At 54.1% G+C, this 20,417-nt stretch carries 13 protein-coding genes and 2 pseudogenes; 4 read left to right on the top strand and 11 right to left on the bottom strand.

From position 1 onward, the window contains the following. Positions 1–18 precede the first annotated feature (18 nt). From AC6CHQ_RS00375 to AC6CHQ_RS00330, 10 genes and pseudogenes are all read right to left on the bottom strand, one after another. A complete protein-coding gene (locus AC6CHQ_RS00375; protein ID WP_498080516.1) occupies positions 19–771 on the bottom strand; it encodes a hypothetical protein in 753 nt (250 codons plus the stop codon). After that, positions 771–2,327, bottom strand: coding sequence for a ribonuclease YeeF family protein (locus AC6CHQ_RS00370; RefSeq protein WP_251238905.1), 1,557 nt, complete (start codon positions 2,325–2,327; stop codon positions 771–773). The genes AC6CHQ_RS00375 and AC6CHQ_RS00370 overlap by 1 nt, the downstream gene beginning before the upstream one ends. Before the next feature lie 18 nt (positions 2,328–2,345). Next, on the bottom strand, positions 2,346–2,672 hold the full coding sequence (locus tag AC6CHQ_RS00365) for a YwqI/YxiC family protein (protein ID WP_251238904.1): 327 nt from the start codon (positions 2,670–2,672) through the stop codon (positions 2,346–2,348). A gap of 15 nt (positions 2,673–2,687) precedes the next feature. Then, a complete protein-coding gene (locus tag AC6CHQ_RS00360; RefSeq protein WP_498080515.1) occupies positions 2,688–3,044 on the bottom strand; it encodes a YwqH-like family protein in 357 nt (118 codons plus the stop codon). Beyond that, positions 3,041–3,592 (bottom strand): type VII secretion EssA family protein, encoded by a 552-nt coding sequence (locus AC6CHQ_RS00355; protein ID WP_498080514.1) that lies wholly within the window; start codon positions 3,590–3,592, stop codon positions 3,041–3,043. Before AC6CHQ_RS00355 ends, AC6CHQ_RS00360 begins: the two co-directional genes overlap by 4 nt. After that, entirely contained in the window at positions 3,582–6,437 is a 2,856-nt protein-coding gene (gene esaA, locus AC6CHQ_RS00350) for a type VII secretion protein EsaA (RefSeq protein ID WP_498080513.1), read from the bottom strand. The genes AC6CHQ_RS00355 and esaA overlap by 11 nt, the downstream gene beginning before the upstream one ends. Continuing rightward, positions 6,434–10,914 (bottom strand): annotated as a pseudogene (gene essC, locus AC6CHQ_RS00345) (type VII secretion protein EssC). The gene esaA and the pseudogene essC overlap by 4 nt, the downstream one beginning before the upstream one ends. Positions 10,915–10,952: 38 nt before the next feature. Then, a pseudogene (gene essB, locus AC6CHQ_RS00340) lies at positions 10,953–12,259 on the bottom strand (type VII secretion protein EssB). Between the two features lie 69 nt (positions 12,260–12,328). Further along, the gene (gene yukD / locus AC6CHQ_RS00335) at positions 12,329–12,568 is read right to left on the bottom strand and encodes an ESX secretion system protein YukD (RefSeq protein WP_498080512.1); all 240 of its coding nucleotides are present in this window, start codon (positions 12,566–12,568) and stop codon (positions 12,329–12,331) included. A 76-nt stretch (positions 12,569–12,644) separates the two neighbouring features. Next, positions 12,645–12,938: a WXG100 family type VII secretion target gene (locus tag AC6CHQ_RS00330; protein ID WP_092049442.1), complete on the bottom strand. Its 294-nt coding sequence runs from the start codon at positions 12,936–12,938 to the stop codon at positions 12,645–12,647. A 557-nt stretch (positions 12,939–13,495) separates the two neighbouring features. On the opposite strand from AC6CHQ_RS00330, the gene AC6CHQ_RS00325 reads away from it, so the two are divergent. The 4 genes from AC6CHQ_RS00325 to AC6CHQ_RS00310 all read left to right on the top strand — a co-directional run bounded on the left by AC6CHQ_RS00325 (position 13,496) and on the right by AC6CHQ_RS00310 (position 19,589). Then, positions 13,496–16,015 carry a bifunctional 2',3'-cyclic-nucleotide 2'-phosphodiesterase/3'-nucleotidase gene (locus AC6CHQ_RS00325; RefSeq protein WP_498080511.1) on the top strand — a complete coding sequence of 840 codons (2,520 nt, stop codon included), beginning with the start codon at positions 13,496–13,498 and terminating at the stop codon, positions 16,013–16,015. Between the two features lie 154 nt (positions 16,016–16,169). Further along, positions 16,170–17,627, top strand: coding sequence for an alanine/glycine:cation symporter family protein (locus AC6CHQ_RS00320; RefSeq protein WP_498080510.1), 1,458 nt, complete (start codon positions 16,170–16,172; stop codon positions 17,625–17,627). A gap of 86 nt (positions 17,628–17,713) precedes the next feature. Further along, positions 17,714–18,127, top strand: a complete 414-nt coding sequence (locus tag AC6CHQ_RS00315) for a pyridoxamine 5'-phosphate oxidase family protein (protein ID WP_251238895.1) — start codon at positions 17,714–17,716, stop codon at positions 18,125–18,127. A gap of 133 nt (positions 18,128–18,260) precedes the next feature. Continuing rightward, complete coding sequence (locus AC6CHQ_RS00310; RefSeq protein ID WP_498080509.1) at positions 18,261–19,589, top strand: GTPase family protein; 1,329 nt, start codon at positions 18,261–18,263, stop codon at positions 19,587–19,589. A gap of 92 nt (positions 19,590–19,681) precedes the next feature. On the opposite strand, the gene AC6CHQ_RS00305 is transcribed toward AC6CHQ_RS00310, so the two are convergent. Beyond that, the gene (locus tag AC6CHQ_RS00305) at positions 19,682–20,338 is read right to left on the bottom strand and encodes a hypothetical protein (RefSeq protein WP_092049454.1); all 657 of its coding nucleotides are present in this window, start codon (positions 20,336–20,338) and stop codon (positions 19,682–19,684) included. Between the last annotated feature and the right edge of the window lie 79 nt (positions 20,339–20,417).

Raw genomic sequence — 20,417 nt, 5'->3', positions numbered from 1 at the left:
GGATGTTTTATTGAATGATTATTTGGTGTAGTAGTTAAAACTCTTGAACCGGAATTTGCAGTATAGAATTACCAGCTGTTCCGGCAAAATGAATAGCATTACATAAAACAGGAACATGCCCACGAAGATGATCAGAAGAATGTCGGCACCCACAGAGTTTGTATGAGTGATCAGATAGCGAAGGATAAAGAACAGACCAAGGCCTCCGACAATAGCTGCCGGCAAATGGGATTTATATTCAAACCTGCCTCTAATCTCATCCTGGGCGGAACCTTCCCGGTACTTCCCTTTATAAATCCTTACAATCAGACGGATAAAGGTCAGTACGAGTACGATTGCACCCACGGTCAATGTCCACCGTGTCACTTCCAGAATAGACTCTGCAGACATTCCGTTTCCTTCCTCCGCTATCAACAGAAGTGCCCAAATATAAAACGACAAGCCGAAAAGATTCTGTGAAACAAGTATCGAGACAAGGTACTGAAGCTTTTCCGCCTTTTTGTAGAGTGTTGGAACCGCCAGAATTAATGACAAGCCAATCAAAACCCCTGTGAACCATGTGTGAACAGTCAACATTTCATCCTGCCATGGATGAGCGGTACCTGAAGCTGCGAAAAAATATTCCATGCCGACCATAAAGGCCGACAAAAACGAAGCCAAGATCATATTCCCAGCTAAGTTGGCAGGATTTTGGCGCCCTGATTCTAACGGTCTTCTGAATACAATAAACTTCTCTGCAGGATCTTCTACTAGGAATGAAGATTCGTTCATCAGCCGAACCATCCTTTGATATGATCCATAACGGATTTATCACTCTTGCCGATTTTGGCATTTAGGGCCATGTTCGCACCAATACCGGCTAACATGCCTATAGCCGTTCCGACACCGGGAATTGGGATCAGTGCAGTACCGGCGGCAGTAAAGCCTGCCTGGACTGCCCCGCCCACAGCCGTGTCAATTGCCGTATCTCTTGCGGCCCTTGCGTGAGCTTCTCCTCCGCTGAGACCGCTCGCTGTAGCATTCTGCAAGTTCGAGTTGTAGCTAAAAGCAGCGCCGACAGGTCCGAGAGCCTTTCCTGCCCCGCGGATGATTCCACTGGCAGCATTGACCCTTCCGCCCTGTGGAATTCGCTTGAATTCGTCCCTGATCCCCTTGACGTCAACCAGGTCTTTGAAAGCGCCCGTCGTTCCTTTAAGGGTTGCCGTACCGACTACCTTTGCTTTCTGGCCGGGTGTTGTCTGTGTTCCGGCAAACTTATCAAGGGACGGATGCGCTTGCTTGGCACGCTCCCCTGCGGAGGACCAACCGCTTTGTCCCGGCTTGGTCGTCGCATACTTCAACATGACCGTACCGTCACGCACATCCCTCGAGCTATATGGAATATTGAGTCGTTGCATAGCCTGAGGCGTCGCATTGATACGATATCCCGTCCCCCCTCTTGAAAGACGATGTTGCGATGTCGTGATGCCCCCATTCCTGCCCGCCCTGAACAGAGCCCAGGCAGAACCGAAGCTGTCAGCTGTCCCCAAATCACTTACTACACCAGCAGCTGACTGAACTGCCTTGGAAAGACTGGCCATGTTGAGCGTTGTGCCGGCAACATCCCCGGACTCTCCGGACTCATCCTTGTCCTCGACCGTTTCCGTCTCCATCGGCACGCTGTTCTGGCCCGTGTTTAATGGATGGACCTCGGCAAATGCCGCCCAATCTTCAGCCGGGAAGTCCACCGGAGACAGGCCGTCCTGCATGGCGCCTTCCAGGTCCAGCACCCACAGTTCCATCCGGAGAATGTCATTCTCTATCGAGGTCAGTGAATTTGTCTGTGTGGAATCGAACTCGTTCAGGTCGGTGACCGTGTCGTCTTTTTTCTTCCTGGCGTCACGGACTCCTTCTTGTACCTCGCTGTCATCCAGGTGCGGAAGTGCTACGATGTCGGCGACGGAGTCCATGATGCCATTCGCATCCGTGGTCAGGTTCGAAGTGGTTGTTGAAATGGTTGTCAGACCTGACTCGACTTCCCCTTCGAGAAAACTCTCCATGATGTAGCCGTCAGGTGCCGGCTCCAGCGTTTCCTGTGCAGATTTGATGCTGTTCATCGTTGTCTCAAACGTGCTCTTGAAATCCGCGAATGTCTCAAGCAGCGGCAGATGGCAATCCCGGTAAAACGCCTTGATTGCTTCTCCCCCGTCTCCGGTCAGGGAGTCCCCCAGGTCGGAAAGCTGCTGGGCAGCAGTCCGGATGGCATCCATCTCTTCCTGTATGCGCGTCAGTGTTTCCTGATTCCGGGCCAGGCCTTCCTGAAATGGCGTCACGTCCAATATCTTCATCGGATTCTCCTCCCCCGGTTAGCGGATCGGCACAGGACCGTTCGCGTGCGGCGCAGTGCCGCCGGAGGACCCGCCGCTTCCGTCGATGGCTGTGGCCACCTGGTTATCGGTCTCTTCCATGAACTCCACGGAGTTCTTTGTGGTTTCGATATTCGTCTGAAGGACGGTTCTGTACCGGATCAGCATCTGTTCAAGGTGCGTCATCAGGTCGTTCAGCTTGTCGGCCACGTCCAAGGTGTTCCCCGAAATCGGCTCCGGGGCGGACGGATCGAGTGCATTCGCTTTGCCCGACAGATCATCGATCACGGGATGGATGTCGTCATAAACCATTTTGATTTCTGTCATCGGTGATCCTCCTTATCAGGAATTGGCCGCTCTCGCCGCGGCCTCTGCAGCCCGCAGTTGAGCGACGATGGCTTCAAGTGAGGCGATTTCCGCTTCAAGCTCCGTAATTTTTGCGGAGATGGCCGAATAGGCCGCATCAAACTGGGGGCCGGACACATCCTGGTAAGGAGTCATGATGCCCGTTTCCCGGATTTCATCAAAGGCCGTGGCAAGATTTCCGTGCCACGTCTTCGGTGTCAGCTCCGGCTCCATGCACTTCGGCTCATTCTGCTGGAATTCGCCCTGCTTTCCCTGCAGTTCCCCCTGGCATGTATTCAGCCGCCGGATCTGCTGCCTTTTCAGCTCAATCAGCATCAGGTAGTAGCCAATCATGCAATCTTCCCCTCCGTTTCTTTTCTTCTTGCCGGCTGTACACCGTTGCTCCCGCCCTTCAGAAGGGCCGGAACGACGAAGGCGAACAGTCCCGCAACTGCGAGTATGATGACACCGATCAAGATCCAGTTGCGGAGCGGTGTCCCTTCTGTCTGCTCTTCCGTAATCTGCTGCGGCTCTTGGGCCGCGGCTTCTTCGGATACCGGGGCCTTTTCAGTGAACAGGCCGAGCTCCGCCGCTTTGGCGGCGGGCGTGCCGGTTTCGGACCTGCCCGGCTCAAGGAACAGTTCTGACACTTCGATCGGTGACGGGATACGGACTTCTTCCGAGAAGTCGAGGTTGATCTGCGATTCTGAGATGGTGTTTTTCATCTCGACCTGACCGCGGTCATGAAGATACTCCGTCTTTTTCTTGAATTCGAGTTCTTTGTATTCAAAAGGATCCAACGTCTCGGCAGGGTTTACCTCCGGTTCGTCTGCCGACACGGGCTGTGCGGCAATGACAGCTCCTGCTAGCAGGACAAGCGCAAAATTGCGCTTAAGCTTCATACGCCTCTTCCTCCCCGGCGGTTTCATTGCTTTTCCAGCGCTTCACCGCATACACGGCCACGAGGAACAGCACAGCAGCGATTCCGGCAATGGCCGCTCCGGTGTCAAAGAGTGTCACCGGGTCGTACTTGATCGACAGGTAGACCGGCGACAGGATGTCCGGAAGGTTTGCTTCGGGAACACCGAGAATCAGCAGCGGTGCGATGTAGATCGCCATAAGGACGATTGCCGCGATCCAGCCGATCGTCTCTCCGGCATCGAGCGCAGCCGTCACAAGCGCCGAACCTGCGATGACGACCAGGATGGTGAAGATGGTCCACTCGATGGCCCGGTGGTCATTGAGAACATACATGTTGATGCTGTACAGGCTGATGATCAGGCCGCTGATCAGGCCAAGAAGTGCCGGCATGGCCGTCCGGAGAAGCGGCGTACCATCCTTGATCTTGTGGCCGAAGTAACCGATTGCCAGGCTCGAGATGAGCATGATGACATACAGGATGACCGGCGGAACCTTTTCCATGTTCTCTCCGGCGACTGCTTCTCCCCTCACGCTGAGCGGGTTGATGAAGTGATCGAAGACGTAGCCGTTTTCCTGGCCGTCGACATAGGTGTTGTCGAGGAAGCCTCTTACATCCTCATTAAACGCCTGGATGGCTTCAATATTCCGCTCCCAGCGGTCGCTGAACACATCGGTCGATTCTTCGAATCCGTTGGCCTTGCCCTGGAGATCGGCGGCATAGCTGACGATGCTGTCCTGCCGGTCCGCCACTGCGTTCATCGTGCTGCTTAGCATGATCAGCTGTGAACCAATTGTGGCCTGCGTCGAAGCGACCTGGCCTGCGGAACCATCCGGCTCCGGCTCTCCGCCCGGAATGGCGTTGCCCGGATTCTGGATCTGAGACAGAATGGCGGATGCCTGATCTTCCAGGCCGTATAAATCCTGGAGGAGTTCGGCATGCTGGATGCCCACGGACTTCTCGTAGCCCGCCATGATGGCAGCAAATGACGAGTTCCATTCTTCCACTCTGGCCGATGTCTCAGGAAGGCCTTCGCCGACAGTTTCCCAGGCAACCATTTCTTCTTCCCCGAGTGCGGCGATGTCCTGCGTGAGCGTCTGGATGATTTCATCTTTCAGCACTTCGTCTTTCAGTGCCCCTTCGCGCTGAACCCCCTGGTCCAGTGCAAAACCGAGCTGTTCAAGAGCTGCGTGATAGGTCAGTAGCGCATCGAGATTTTTCGAAGCCGGCGCCTTTGCGAACAGCTCCTCGAGTGACGCTTTTCTTTCCGCAGTCAGCCCTTCGTGTTTAAGCAGGCCCGCTTCTTTTTTCTCAATCTCGCGGACGACCGCGACCGTGTCGGCCGGGTAGTCGTCCAGTGTATGGCGGGCAGAAGCATATGCACCATGGAGCGTTTCATAGGCCGCATACAGATTGTTGTACAGATTGGAAGCAGTTTTGGCTGCTTCTGCTTCCGACCCGCTGTCCCCCTGGAGGGCGGCGGTTTTCTCATTGATGGACTCGGTGATGCCCGCGAGCTTTCCGGCTGCCCCGTCCAGTTCTGCAAGGAGTGGTGATTCCGGCTGCTCGGCCGCAAGCTGCTCTTTCAGGCCCGCGATGGAAGCAGCAAGCTCATTGATGCCCGCCTTTTCTTCCTCGAAGGAAGGTGCCGGGTCTTCAGCCGGCTCCCCGGCCTGTTGCTCAAGCTTATTCTTGGCTGATGCCAGCTCTTCCTTTGCCGGAAGCCCTTCGGGACCGCCGGCTTCCGGGATGGCGGATCCTGCGCCTTCCCGGATTTTCTTCTGGACATTTCCGATGATCGAGTCATTGTAGCGCTCGATTGCAGTACCTTGTGCCGCCAGGATTTCATCAGCCTGCTTTGCGGCTTTTTCCTGGCGGATCTGCGCAAGTGCGTCAAACTTTTCCTTATTGGCTTCAATTTGTTCATTGACCTTCACCAGCTCCGCGGCAAGCTGTGCGTTGTTTTCCTCAAGCTCATTGAGGGTCTGCTGGAACTGCTCAGTCTGCTTGGCCGCCGCTTCCTGCACCTTTGCGATGCTGACTCCCTGCAGCTCTTCCAGAATGTTGCGCTGGGCCAGCTGGAATGTTTTATAGTCTTCGACATGGCCCATGAAGTTCGAGAGTTCGTTGCTGAAAGTCTCGACGCTGCTGATGCGCTCGTCATGGCCCTGGTGCACGTCACCGACGGTCTGGCGCAACTGCTCAACCTGTTCGCGCTGGCGCTGCATCTGATCGGCCAGCGCATTCGCCCCTGGCTCATAGTAGCCCACCATCGCGTCGAGGAATTCGCTTTCCTTATCGAGGATCGCGTTGAATTCCTTCTTGATGTGGTCCATCTCGGAGGCGACGTAACTCCAGTAGAGCGTGGCGATCCGGCTGTTAACGCGGTTGGTCGCACGGTCGATCTCCTCGATGATCGTCTCCTTCACATTGCCACTTTTCTGGCTCTGCACATGATAGGAGAATTCCGCCTTCTCAGGGTTGGCTTCATCATAGGACATGACCTTGTCCGAGAAGTCGGATGGGATATAAACGACTGCGTCATAGCGGTTGGCCTTCAGACCGTTCTCGGCCGACCCCCTCCCCGTCACTTCCCATTCGTAGGAAGAATCCTCTGAAAGGATGGACACGATTTCCCTGCCCATCTCGACCTCTTCTTCTCCCCGTTCGCTGCCGAGGTCCTCGTTGACAACAGCGATCGTGCGTCCCGGCGAATCTGCGAATGACAGCACGTTTCCGGACATGAATCCGAAAAACGCGACCGGAAGCGCCAGGATGACGATGAGCCCGGCAATGATTGCAGCGGGTTTTTTGTAATTTCTTTTCATGATCGTACTTTCTCCTTCTCCATCAGACAGAACGGCGTCATGATCTTCGTGCTTTTTCCGTTCAGAATATAGTGTGCGAATCCTGCCGGCAGCTCTTCTTCTTTCCGCTCATACGGAACGTTGAGGATGGTCTGTTCGGATTTCTTCATGAAGACCAGGGCCTGCCGGACAAGCTTCAGTTCATTGGTGAATGCATCATAGCCTTTCGATATCTCTGCATTGGAGCTTGAGACGATAACGTTGAAGCCGAGGTGCGAATAGTTTTTCATCAGCTTCGCCAGGCGGTCCTGGATACGTGCGTCCGCCGTCTGGAGGAATCTCGAGTAACCGTCGATGAACAGATAGGACGGGACTGTCTCCACCTGCGCTCCAGGTTCCCGGATTGAGGCGACATAGGCTGCCTCCGCTGCTGCGAAGTGCTGCTCCGCGTCCGCAATCCACGCTTCCAGGCTTTCTTTCGTGTCGGCATAGGTGATTCGGGAATCCTGTGCAAATGCCGAGAGTCCCCTGTCGAACGAGTCGAATACAGCGACGGGGCCGGTATCCTGAGAGCGGACCGCCCGGATCAGAACCTTCATCATGTTCGTCTTGCCGCGCTGGGCAAGTCCGATGATGAGAAGATGTCGGTTGCGGTTGAAGTCGATTGCGACCGGACGGACCGCTTCCTCGTCCAGGCCTGCAGGCACGATGCCAGGTCCGCCCGCTCCTTCCGCTGCCATTTCGAACTGTTCCAGCGTAAGTTCCGCCGGCAGCATCGGAATCGGCTGCGGCACTCCGGAGCCCGCGTAGCGCTCTTTCAGTGCGCGGACCTTTTCCTTCACGCTTTCCAGAACGGTGAAGTCATCTTCGCCGTCCGCAGGAAGGAACATCTGCATGAACAGGGCTTCTTCCTTCTTGAGGATTGCGCGTCCCGGAATCGGTTCCGGTGTATACGGCGGCCGTCCGACGATTCCGTACATCTCCGACGAGTCCATCAGATAGTGGACCACTTTTACCTTCAGGTTGTTCATGAGGGTCTGGCGGACGGACATCGGCCTTGTGGCTGCAAGCAGGATATGGATACCTAGCGACTGTCCGTCACGGCCGAACTGGTTCATCTGCATCTCCAGCTCTTCCATTTCGTCCCGGATGATGTCGTAGTTGTCGATGGCCAGGTAGACCAGCGGGAATTTTTCTTCCGCGATGCGGTTGTACATGGCGATCGTGCTTACTTCCGCCTTCTGGAAAGCGGCTTTCCGGCGGACAATCTCGTTCTTGATCAGCCGGATCAGCTTATCTCGCTTTAGTTCATCGTCCAGCGTCAGGTAGTCCGCCGTGTGCGGAAGCTGGCGGAGTGGCAACAGCGACCCGTTTCCGTAGTCCAGCATGTAGAAGTTTGCTTCCTCCGGCGTTTTTATGCCGGCGATGCCAAGGATGAGCGACTGGAGCGTATAGGATTTACCGTAGCCCGGCGACCCGAACACGCCTGTATTACCGTCCGCATCCGGATCGTATCCCACGGGGTACTGGCTTTGCTTTTCCGGCTCGTCAGCTATACCGATTGCAAATCCTCTGCCTTGTAACCGAACGGCTGCAGACTGTGTAATCCGGCCGTCAAGCGGAGGCAGCCAAGGGCTCGACAGACGATCTGCCCCGATCGACCTCGCCGCCTCCCCGATTTTGGCGGTTACCGCCTCGATCTGTGTCAGGCTGCTTTTCCTTCCTTCCGAGACGGAAAGCCCTGTAAGCGGTTCGAGACCGAGGTCGGTGACAATCGCCACTTCATCCTCGCCTTCATAAGTCTCGGTCAGATAAGGCGCACCGCTCCATCCGGACTGGAACAGTTCATATACTTCGTTGTTGCCGACCTGGAGGTATCCGCGGCCTGTGACCGTGATGGCCGCCGCATCGCCGTTTTTCAGGATTTCCTTGCTGTCCGCAGCATCCTGGACCTTTAGTGCGACACGGAAGCGTGCGTTACTCCAGATCTGGTCGTCGATGATGCCGCCAGGCTTCTGGGTGGCCAGGATCAAATGGACACCAAGGCTCCGACCGATCCTGGCTGCACTGACGAGCTCCCGGATAAAGTCCGGCTCCTCGTTTTTCAGCTCTGCGAATTCATCCGAGATGAGGAACAGATGCGGAAGCGGTTCTTCCGCCACTCCGCTTTTATGAAGAGATGTATATTCATCAATATGGGTGACCGTATACCGGTCGAACAGCCGCTGCCTGCGCTTGAGCTCACTCTTGATGGAAGCAAGTGCCCGCAGACTGAAGTTCCGGCTCCCCTCTATGTTCGTGATTGTTCCGAGCAGGTGTGGAATATTCTTGAACGGCTGTGCCATGCCGCCGCCCTTGTAGTCGATCAGCAGGAACGCCACCTCATGGGGGTGGAAGTTCACAGCGAGCGACAGGATGTAGGTCTGAAGGAATTCCGATTTTCCTGAACCGGTCGTTCCGGCCAGCAACCCGTGAGGACCGTGGGCCTTCTCGTGGAGGTTCAGCTCCAGCAGGTCTTCGCGGCCTTTATAACCGACCGGAACTGCAAGAGATTTTGCCGATTGGTTCGTTTCCCATTTTTCAATGATCGGCAGGTCTTCCACGTCGGTGACTCCGTACAGGTCAAGGAAACCGACTGACTCGGGAAGCGAGTTCGTCATCCCGACCTGGTGATCAAGTGTTCTGAGTGTCCTCGCGAACCTTTCATCCCCTTCAGGCACATAGCGGTCCAGCCTGAACCGGGTATCCGACGCCACACGGTCCCGGATGAGGATGTCCCCTTCCCTGTCATTCACATACCGGACGAGCATATGGACGTTTTCTGTAATCCGTTCTTTGGCGTCTGCCGTGAAGATTACGGAGATGCCGAGCGCCTGGTGATGCTTTCCCTCCAGGTATTCGAGGATGACATGTTCCCCGATCAGCCTGTAGTCGGACACAATGAACACAAGGTGTGGCATAAATACCACCTTGCCCCGGTCTTCGTGATTATCCCGTTCCCTGAGGATCTCATAAAGCGAACCGAGCAACTGATCACGAGACCGTTCATCATGGATGAAGCCCCTGGCATGCATGTGCGGCAACCGGAAATGCGGAAGCCACTTCATCCATTCAACCTGGTCATACTTACTGTCATTGAAAATATAGACAAACCGGACATCGTGGTAACTGTGGAAAAAGGAAAGCTGGCCGACAATCTGCGCAATTTCCTTCCTGATGACGTCTTCCTTCCCGAACAGGCCGATTATCCCTTTTGAAAGGTCAGCCGTGACAGGGGCGTTGTCCAGTTCGCTGAACACTTCCTCCATCTTTTTTGACTGCTCAATCAGATCGTCGACTTCCCGGTTGGCAAGATCTCCCGAAGAGAGATTAAGATTGTAACTTGCCTTGACCCGGCCAGTGCCAAGCCTGAAATGCAGAAAGTCATCATTTTCTCTTGTTTTTTCCCAGATGCGGCCGGATAGGCCATCCGTCATTTGCTTTAGTGCCGGGAAAGCCGGGTAGTGATAGTCCAGCATGCGTTGTTGCTTACCGCGCAGCTCATACAATTCCTCACGCATGTTTTCCAGGTAAGCCGTGTAGACCCTGCGGCGCTTTTCTTCCTGACGCTTCCGGCGCTTGCGTTCCCTGAAGTATTGGGCGGTCGATGTGATCAGCGTCACGATGAACATCGAGATCGAGATGATGATAAAAAGGCCTCTGGGGATAAAGATCACGACGAGCGACATGACGATTAGCATGACGAGCGGCGGCAAGATCACGAGCCAAAGCCCCCGTCCCTCATCCGTCTGTTCCTGTACCGGGAAAGACAGCGACACCTTGTCCTCCGGCGCTTCGTAGACGATCCGCGGCGTGCGCCGGTAGACCGGATAGGATTTCATCACTTCGGACTCGGGAGGCTGGAATGCCGGCAGTTTTGTCGTGAATGCACCTGTACAGGACAGCTCGATCACGTCCTTATCCGTCAGCCGGACCTGCATGCCGAGCCACAAAATGACATCCCCTGTCTGCAGGGGCACAGAACCTGACCGTTTCTTTCCGTTCAGGTAGAACGGACAGCCGAATTCCACGTCTGCATACCATTTGCCGCCCCCTTCAGGGAGACAAAACGCTTTTCTTCGTCACCCGTGATAACGGTATCCCTCAAATTCACCGTCGCTTCCATATTCCCTGCGCCGAATGTGATGTGGTCCGTATACCCGACGTAATATGTATGGCTCCGCCTGGGTGCGGGAAGGACCGACAATGTCAGGGAACGGCCCCGCTGCGTGACGGAGACCGGCTGGCCGATTTTCAGGTAACCGATTTTCCCTTGCCCATCCCGTATCGTGAAGCCCTCTTCCCCGCCTTCCAGCTGAAAGGCGCCCTTGACGAACGGAAAATCCAGCACCGTGATGCTGTCCCCGACAGAAGGGCCGACTGTCATCCGCTTCACTGAGTATTCATTGAAATCGAGCCGCTGGACGTGTTCCGCATAATGGACCCATAGTTGCTGCAATCATTTCACCTTCTATTCTTTCTGCGCGTCCGGCAGGATCATGGAGCCGGCGTTTCCGTATCTTCAGGTGTCTCCTCCGAGGCAGGTGCATCTTCTTGGGCTTCCTGCTCTTCAGGGGCTTTTTCCGCGTCAGCTTTTTCAGTGCCGCCAGATGGCTCTTCATCTTTCGCATCCGCACCCTTGACCGGCTCTTTTTCTTTCTCCGCCTCTTCCTCTGCTTTGTTCAATTCATCCATCGCCTTGCGGATCTCCTCGAGTTCGCTGTCCATTTCCCCGATCATTTCCTGCTTTTCCTCACCTGACAGGCTGTCATCCGAACGGATTTCTTCCTGGCGTACGGCAAGGGCATAGGCAAGGAGGACCGGGTCTTCCATTGCCCGGGCCAGATCGACGGCTTCTTCTCCCTCATCCCTGCCGATGTAGATCCAGTACTTCAGGTAGTCTTCATCAGTCTTCAGCGTGATGTTCGAGCGGATATTCTCCTTCTGCTCTTCTGTCAGCCGTTCATTGATGACATAGGAGTCGGCAAGCTCGTAAAGAGTCCGTCTACGTCGTACTTTGACAGCAGTGTCACCGTATCGCTGTATTTCATCGTCATGTAGGATTCATGGGCTTCCGTGATCGCTTCGGTTTTCGGTTTCTCGTAAGCGAAAGTATAGCCGGCAAGGGCGATGGACGGAATCAGCAGAATGCCCGCCGTAATGCTGAAGATCTTGGCCAGCTTCCACTTTTTCTGCGGCAGCCTGACATTCATGCTTTCTTTCTGGTCAATGGACCGGATCACCCCGTCGATATGCTTCAAGAGTTCATCCTGGTTTTCAGCCTGCATGATCGCCTTCGTGCGCGGTTTCAGGTCAAGCGTTTCATAATGTTTCAGAAAGTCCTCATACGGCCGGCTGTTGTCGACGGCCGCAGCTGCGGCAGCTTTGACCTCCAGCCATACACGATCCGGGTCCTGTCCGGCCGGCGGAAGGCTATCCTCCACTCCCCAGTGCAGGAAGTGAGGCTCCAGGCCGCTGCCGAACACAATATTTTCCGGGCAGATCACAGGCTGAAGACGGCTGTCCTCATCCGCCCCTGCTCTTTCCGCAAGGCGGCCCGCGAAGATCCACCGTGTCTTCTCGTCTTCTTCATGGATGGCGATAAAACGCCGGAACCGTTCGGGGAATTCTGCTGTAATGACCAGCTCATCCCCATCAATTTCTATCGTTTTCCGGATGACCGGATCAGCGGATCCGAGGAATGCGATTTCCGCTTCATTTTTCAGGCCGATCCGTTCCGTCTGGAAAACGAACGAACTCTGATAATCCCCGTGACGGATCGCGGCATCCAGCAGCGCTTCCATATATGTCTGTGTTCGATTGGCCATATCAGTGATGCTCCTTTGCCTTGTTCATCCCAAAAAACGTTGCTGTCAGAGAATCTCCAGCCGGTCACCGGACGTAATGCCGCAATGCGCCATCGTCAAATGTCCCGGATAGGTCCTATTTCTATTGGTGACCCGTACCCAATGGCCTTCCCGCTGATGTCTGGCGACATCTTTTGCTTCCCGGGCGATGTCCGCCAACTTCTTGAATGTGTGGTAGTCCGACAGCCTGAGGTCAAATACGCCACCCTCATATCGGGACAGATCCACAGTGACTTCAATATACATCCGAATACCTCCCATTAAATGAAGGAAAAGCGCCTTCCGGATAATTTGAAAGGCGCTCAACTATTCCATCCAGCAATCAGCTACGGATCTGGCTTGCAATCTGCTCGTCCGCATCACGCAGGGCATGGCCAGTGCGGTTCAGCTGTACAGCGATTTCAGAGAGAAGGTCCTGCATGTCGATGAAGTGCGGCTTCAGGCGCTCGTACTGTTCTGCAAATGCACGGCTGGAAGCCCCTTCCCATGCAGACTGAAGTTCAGCGATCATGCCGTCCAGGCGGCCGATCTGAGCCGAAACCTCGCTGGATTCGTTATTGTAACGGTTGGACATCGCTTCCAGTTCGGCAGGGGTTACGCGAATAATTCCTGACATTCCATCCATCTCCTTTTCAAACTTTCATATTAAAATAACTGCTGTCCGCAGGTATTTCCGGCTTTAGCTGCATGCACAAAAACAGCGCACAGCCTGTCGGGTGGTTCACAGAAAACATTGCAAAAGTGTTCCCGTCGGCGGGTACATCCTGAATGTTCCTTTTAATTGAATACCTTCCAGTCACAACAATGTCAAAAACACATCCGAAGACCCCTTGACCAAAACGTGACGAAAGACCTTCCACTGTCGAAATTACATGAGGTGAGAAAAGCATTTATTAAACAGACGCTTACATTCAATTAGACCTTTATCCCTACATAATCGATTTTTTCGGCTATAAAAGTCTGGTTCCAACCCAACATTCAAAGGCACAAAGTTTCATTTTCATTTTCTTATTCTTTCCATTTACCTTGAACTAAGCTATCTCTTATTCAAAGTAATATAGGGCTGAAAGTTTACCTAAACTTGGTCAAATTCATACAAACTTCATAGGCCGTTAACATTCGATAGTGATAGAATGAAAGGGATTTCAATTAACTGAATTGGAGGATCGATGGATGAACCATTCTAAAAAAGCGGTTAAGGTTACCGGGGCGCTGCTGCTGTCAGCCGGAATGCTGTTTGCATCGCCCGGACCCGTCAATGTACTGGCGGAAGTTCCGGGAGATGCCGTCAAGCTGAGGATTTTGGAGACGACCGACACTCACAGCAACCTCTTCAGCTACGACTACTATAAAGGTGCAGCCAACGAGAACTTAGGTCTTCTGAAGGTCGCATCAGCAGTGGAGGCGGCAAGAACTGAAGTGAAAAACTCTGTGCTTGTCGACAACGGGGACACCATTCAGGGGACACCGCTTGGCACGTATTATGCGACGGTCAACCCTGTCGGGGATGATGAAGTACACCCTGTCATCAAACTCATGAACCTGCTGGACTACGATGCAGCCGTCCTCGGCAACCATGAATTCAACTATGGCCTCGACTTCCTGGAAAAGACATACGAAAAGGCGGAATTCCCGTTCCTGAGCGCCAACGTGTATAAGGATGACGGGGATGACAATCCGGACAATGATGAGCTGATGTACGAGCCTTATGAGGTTGTTGACAAGGAAGTGACCGACGAAGCCGGCAACACCCACACGATCCAAATCGGTTACATCGGCTTTGTCGCCCCTCAGATTGTAAACTGGGACAAGTCCCACCTGGACGGCAAGGTCATTTCCAAGGACATCACGGAATCCGCCGAAAAATACATTCCAGAGATGAAAGAAAAAGGCGCTGATGTCATTATTGCGATGGCCCACTCCGGATTCGACAAATCGGCAGAAGCCGGAACAAAGGCTGAAAACGCGGTTCTCCCGCTTAGCCAGGTAGAAGGTGTTGACGCGATCACCTTCTCCCATGCCCATGACATCTTCCCGGCGCCTGCAGGCGGAACACTCGGCTCCAACTTCATGGACGGAGATGATGTCGTCGCCTCCATCGATGCGGAAAAAGGAACCATCAACGGCATTCCGGCAACAGAAGCAGGGTATGGCGGAGAATATCTCGGTGTCATCGACCTGACCATCGAACCGGACGGCGACGGCTGGAAAGTGACGGACGGCAGCTCAGAAGTCCGCGCAGTGAAGGATTACGAGATGCACGAGACATTTACGGAGGACATCAAGCCATATCATGAGGCGACTGTCGAATACACGGAAACGAAAATCGGTACGACCACCTCTCCGATCCACAGTTATTTCGCCCTGGTACAGGACGATCCGTCCATCCAGATCGTGACAGAAGCACAGAAGGCCTATGCCGAGGACTTTATCGAACTGAACGCTCCGGAATACAAAGACACGCCGATCCTTTCCGTCGGTGCACCTTTCAAGGCCGGCCGTAACGGCGCAGCGGATTTCACCGATATCGCAGCCGGCGACCTGACCATCCGAAGCGCCGCAGACCTGTATCTGTATGACAATACGCTGAAGGCGGTCCTGCTGACGGGCAGCCAGGTCCGTGACTACCTCGACCGCGTCGCGGCGAACTTCAATACGATCGAACCGGATGCGGAGGGGCCTCAGGAACTCCTGAATCCTGACTTCCGTTCCTACAACTTCGATGTGATCGATGGGCTGACCTACCAGTTTGACATCACAAAACCTGCGAAGTACGATGCCGACGGCAACCGCACGGACGCAGAAGAAAGCCGCGTCACCAGCCTTGAATACAACGGCAAGCCGGTAGAAGATACCCAAGAATTCGTTGTCGTCATGAACAATTACCGCCAGAGCGGCAACTTCCCTCATGTCGCGGGTGCCCCGCTGATCGTCGACTCCGCTGAGGAAAACCGCCAGGTGCTCATGGACTATATCTCGGAGCAGAAGGAACTCAATCCTGCAGCAGACAACAACTGGTCGATCGTACCGATAGAAGGAGATCCTGTCCTGACATTCAAGTCCAGCCCTGAAGCCGAGAAATACGCGACAGGCAACATCGCCTACACCGGCGAGACGGATGAAGACGGCTTCGGCATCTTCACGTTCGAGCTCGGCGGCAAGGTCATCCCTACTCCTGAGCCGATCAAGTCGTTCCCGGACGTAAGCGACCGCCACTGGGCGAAATCCTTTATCGATCACCTCACGTCGATGAAAATCGTCAAGGGCTTCCCGGACGGGACATTCGGCCCTGAAAAGCCGATTACACGCGGTCAGTTTATGTCGATGACGGTCCGCTCCCTTGGCCTGAGCGACGGCACCCTTCCGTTCGAAGAAGAACTCGATCTTGCGATTAAGGCCGGCATCACGAACCGGACAGCGGATAACTTCGGTGCGGCTAACCTGATCAGCCGTGAACAGATGGCGGCCATGGTCGTCCGGGCATACTCCGTGAAGATCGGCAAGCCATACGAGGCTACGGCCGAGGCTGACTATCTTGACGGTGATTCCGTCTCCCCTTGGTTCGAGGAAGAAGTCAATGCCGCTTATGAACTCGGCTTCATGACCGGCAGCGAAGATGGCAACTTCAACCCGCAGGGCCATGCCGTACGGGCTCATGCAGCGAAAGTCATCTCTCTATATACGAAGAAATAAGCCTTTATCCCCGCGCAACCTGACGTGCGGGGATGTTTTTATGTTAAATTATCTAAAAAATCTATTATTTTAGGCCAAATCACGCTATGATAGGTTCTATCTCCGGCAGGAAGATACATAGGTTTGAAAAATCGAGAGTTGAGGAGGAATGTCTGTGGATCTGTTATTGGAAAAAATCGTGGGGTGGCTCTGGGGGCTGCCGCTTATCTTCACGGTCCTGTTCGTTGCGCTGTATTTCACTATCGGAAGCAAGGTTTTCCAGCTTCTTCATCTGCCCCATATTTTCAAGGCGACTTTCGGCAAAGTGTTTTCGAAAGAGGAACGGAAGCGCTCTAACAATGAGAAAGGAATTCTCACGCCATTCCAGGCAGTAAGCACGGCAATCGGCGGCAGTGTGGGCGTGGGCAACATCGGTGGAGTGGCGACTGCGATTGCGGTCGGCGGACCCGGTGCGGTCTTCTGGATGTGGCTTACGGCCATTTTCAGCATGATGACGAAGATGGTCGAGGTCACGCTCGCCGTCCATTACCGAAGCACCGATGAGAAAGGAGACCCATACGGCGGACCGACCTACTACATGCAAAAAGGGCTCGGAGAAGAAAAGAACTTCAAGTTCTGGTGGATTCCCGCATTTCTCTTCGGCTTCGGGATCTTCTCGACTTTCTTCATTACGCTCCAGAACTATACGGTCGCCGAAGCAATCGATTCTTCGTTCGGTTTCGGGCTGATCCCGTCGTCCATCATCTACGTAGTCGGAATCTACCTGATCATCCTCGGGGGCATCAAACGGGTCGGTGAAACGGCCGCCAAGCTGATTCCGGCGATGTGCCTGTTTTATCTGGTAGCCGGACTGTATATCATTTTTTCGAATGCAGGAGACATCCTCCCTGTATTCGGCCTGATCTTTGACAGTGCATTCAGCGGCATGGCTGCAGTAGGCGGGTTTACCGGGGCAGCTGTGGCACAGGTCATCCAGATGGGTGTTGCCCGCGCAGTCTACTCCAACGAAGCCGGCTGGGGAACGTCCCCGATGATCCACTCCACCGCCAAGACCGACCACCCGGTCAAACAGGGCATGTGGGGCGCTGCAGAAGTCTTTATCGATACAATTATCATCTGTACAGTCACTGCGCTGACCATCATTATCACCGGGTTGTGGTCGAGCGGCCTGGACGGCGCATCGCTCACTCTTGCAGCTTTTGAAGAGGGCATCGGTGAAGTGGGCCGCTACGTCATCACGATATCCGTTTTCCTATTCGGCCTTACGACGACCAGCGGCTGGTACACATACTATGAAATCCTGTTAAGACAGGTTTTCGGAAAGCCTGAGCAGTCATCGCTGAAAAATAAAGTCCTGAAGTTTTTCCAGCTCGTCTATCCGCTTCCCGGACTCCTGCTCGTCATCTATGCGGTTTACTACGAGCTTCCAGGCAAATATGTCTGGTACTTTGCCGACATCACAACAGCCATCCCGACGTTCATCAACCTGGTTGTCCTTCTTTTCCTGAGCAAACGCTTCTTCGAGCTTCTCCGGGACTACAAAGCCCGCGAACTTGGAGTTGGCATCCCGGATCCAAATTTCAAAGTATTTTACGAAGACCGGAAAAAGTGATTCCCTCTTCCCCTCCATCGTGACCGTTTATTTGGATTCCCCCAGGGAATAGTAAAGAGAGAATTTCAAACACGGGAGGGATCCGGATGGACACGAAAGCAACTGCACAGAAAATACTTGATGAAAGCATGGTTGGCACAATGGCGACCGTCCAAGGCGGCAAGCCGTTTACCCGATACATGACATTTTTCAATGATGGCTTCACCTTGTACACGGCCACCTCGAAACAGACTGACAAAGTCGACGAACTTGAGGCCAATCCTCACACCCATATCCTGATCGGCTACGAAGGCGAGGGCTTTGGCGACGATTACCTGGAGATCATGGGCACCGTCAAGGTCACGGATGAAGAAGGCCTGATTGACAAGGTTTGGAATGATGCGATGGAAAGCTATTTCGAAGGACCTGATGATCCAAATCTTGTTATCCTGAAAGTACAGCCTGATGCCATGCGTGTCATGAACAAAAAAGGACAGCCGCCGCAAGACGTATCGTTTTAAGGAAAGCTCCAGCCCTTCCGGTTATTCTCCGCCGGAAGGGCTTTTTAGGATATTCCGGATGTCTCAGCCCTACTGTCACGGGGTATAGTTGGATAATTCATGCCGAGCGGTCCCCAGAAAAGGAGAGAATGATGTGAATCCCAAATTTGAGGAAATGCAAAAGCGTCTGAGCCATATCGGAAACCTGAACAACTACATAGAACAGCTCGTTGACAAGGTGCCGGGAAACCTGATCTCGCAAAAACAGCGGCGCAAACTGATCGACGCCATCACGGATGACGAGGATCTGAACGCCCTGCTGGAAGGACTCAAAAACCCGCGCCCTCCCCGCTTCGTTCTCGTCGGACGGACCGGCGTCGGCAAGAGCAGCCTGATCAATGCAATGAGCGGAAAATACCTTGCCGAAGTCAGTGACGTGGAGATTGGCACGAAAGAAGCCAGGAGGTTCACCTACGAGTCGGAAGGACAGGTTTACTTTGAAGTCATCGACACGCGCGGCATCGGAGAATCGGAGACCTTCGATACGAAAGCGGAGGATGAGCTTGCAGGCGTGATCCGTGAGTTCCGGCCGGACGCGCTCCTCTTTCTTCAGAAAGCGACGGAGCGGGCACATATCGACAAAGATGTCCTCGTCACCAAACAGCTCATGGAAAAAACGGGCGGCGAACTGCCGCTGATAGCGATCCTCACGCATATCGACGAATTGAACCCTTCCCGCATTAAGGAACCGGCCCTATATCCGGAAGACAAGATCGATCTGATCTCAGAAAAAACCGGGCAGCTGGAACGCATCTTCATGCAGTGCGGGCTGGATGCAACTGCGATTCTCCCGGTCTCCTCTTACATCGAATGGAGCCGGGATCCCGACAACGCCTCGGATGGCGAACATGACCATCCCGAAATCGCTTTTGACGGCCGGAAAGGCATTGAGGAACTTCTGGATTTTTTGGAGGAAAGCCTGGATGTCCGGGCAGCCATCCATCTTGGGCTGACGGTCCGGCTGAACCGGGTGGCGACCAGGATAGCTGAGCGCTTTATCCGGATCTTTTCCGCGCTCAGCGCGACCGTAGCCCTGAGCCCGATCATCGCGTCGGACATCGCCGTACTCCTCACCCTTCAGTCGATGCTCATGATGATCATCGCCTACCTGTCCGGCAGGGAACTGGAATTCAAGACAGCGAGGGATTTGCTGATCTCACTTGGCGGCATCGGTGCAACCGGCTTTACATTGCGAATGGTCGCCCAGCAGGGAAGCAAGTTTGCGAATCTTGTATTCCCTGGAGCCGGCTCGGCGCTCAGTGCCTCCATTGCCAGCGGTGGCACCTATGCCATCGGCAAAGCCGCCACCGCCTATTATTTGAGAGGTGTTCCCGAAAATGAACTCCAGCAGGTTGTCAAAGAGGCCCAGAAAGAGTTCGAGGAAGAACAGAAAAGTGAAAGCAAAACAAATCCGTTAGAGTGAATGAATATACACCCTTATGCAACGGATAATATGCAAAGTAAGTACCCGCACATTGAAAAAGACGGCTGCCCCAAATGCGGGTTGCAGCCGTCTTATTTCTTTTTGCCCATTTGACGGACCGGATACATGAGGAGATCACCGGCAAGCTCTGCGGCTCTGGACCAGAGAGCCCCTTTTCCTTCCACGAGGCGGCGAACCGTCATCTCCGCCTGTTGCTGGCGTTCCTGCAGTTTCAGCAGGGTATCAAAGCCGCTCCGGACCAGCCCTCTCAGCCTTTCCTGCATGCACTCGGCGACTTCCGGAAAGAATTCGCTGAAGTGATCTTCCCCGATCCACTTTTGTGCCTGCGCCGCTTTGTCGATTTCCTGCTTATAGTACACGGACTGCGACTCCATCAAGTAATACAGGTCAAGTGCATCATGGATCCGGCTTAGCTTGCCGTAGCCGATATTTTTGGCCCTGTACAGCTTCACTGCCTCGCGCACGTCTTCACCGCGGCTGTGGCGCCGGGGCTTGTCCTGATGAAGAACAGCGTAGCCGGAGTCGGGAAGGGCCGGATACCAGCGCCGGAACTTTTCCTCAAACTCCACCAGCACTGCCGCCATCTCTCTGCGTGCTTCTTTTTCATATTGCCCTTTCGGATAATAATAGTCCAAAAGCTCCGCACGTTTCTTCCGCCTAGCGAGCCAACCGCCTGCCTCCGGCCAATCCGGATACGGTCCCGCCGGACGCTTGTCCCTTTCTTCCATGATGCACTCCCCCTTTCATGAAGTCCTTTTCTCTCATTATACGGCTTTTTCCGCATATCTTCATCTTTTGGAGCCATAG

The sequence above is a fragment of the Bhargavaea sp. GQ12 genome (genome assembly GCF_059758705.1).
The sequence above is the reverse complement of the archived record's forward strand: the minus strand, read 5'-3'. Positions and strand labels throughout refer to the sequence as shown.

Bases quoted from the DNA above. Each gene is read 5' to 3' on its own strand.
- esaA (WP_498080513.1), bottom strand. From the start codon at position 6,437: ATGAAAAGAAATTACAAAAAACCCGCTGCAATCATTGCCGGGCTCATC.
- AC6CHQ_RS00370 (WP_251238905.1), bottom strand. From the start codon at position 2,327: ATGAAGATATTGGACGTGACGCCATTTCAGGAAGGCCTGGCCCGGAAT.
- AC6CHQ_RS00375 (WP_498080516.1), bottom strand. From the start codon at position 771: ATGAACGAATCTTCATTCCTAGTAGAAGATCCTGCAGAGAAGTTTATT.
- AC6CHQ_RS00365 (WP_251238904.1), bottom strand. From the start codon at position 2,672: ATGACAGAAATCAAAATGGTTTATGACGACATCCATCCCGTGATCGAT.
- yukD (WP_498080512.1), bottom strand. From the start codon at position 12,568: ATGTATATTGAAGTCACTGTGGATCTGTCCCGATATGAGGGTGGCGTA.
- AC6CHQ_RS00355 (WP_498080514.1), bottom strand. From the start codon at position 3,592: ATGAAGCTTAAGCGCAATTTTGCGCTTGTCCTGCTAGCAGGAGCTGTC.
- AC6CHQ_RS00360 (WP_498080515.1), bottom strand. From the start codon at position 3,044: ATGATTGGCTACTACCTGATGCTGATTGAGCTGAAAAGGCAGCAGATC.
- AC6CHQ_RS00325 (WP_498080511.1), top strand. From the start codon at position 13,496: ATGAACCATTCTAAAAAAGCGGTTAAGGTTACCGGGGCGCTGCTGCTG.
- AC6CHQ_RS00315 (WP_251238895.1), top strand. From the start codon at position 17,714: ATGGACACGAAAGCAACTGCACAGAAAATACTTGATGAAAGCATGGTT.
- AC6CHQ_RS00330 (WP_092049442.1), bottom strand. From the start codon at position 12,938: ATGTCAGGAATTATTCGCGTAACCCCTGCCGAACTGGAAGCGATGTCC.
- AC6CHQ_RS00305 (WP_092049454.1), bottom strand. From the start codon at position 20,338: ATGGAAGAAAGGGACAAGCGTCCGGCGGGACCGTATCCGGATTGGCCG.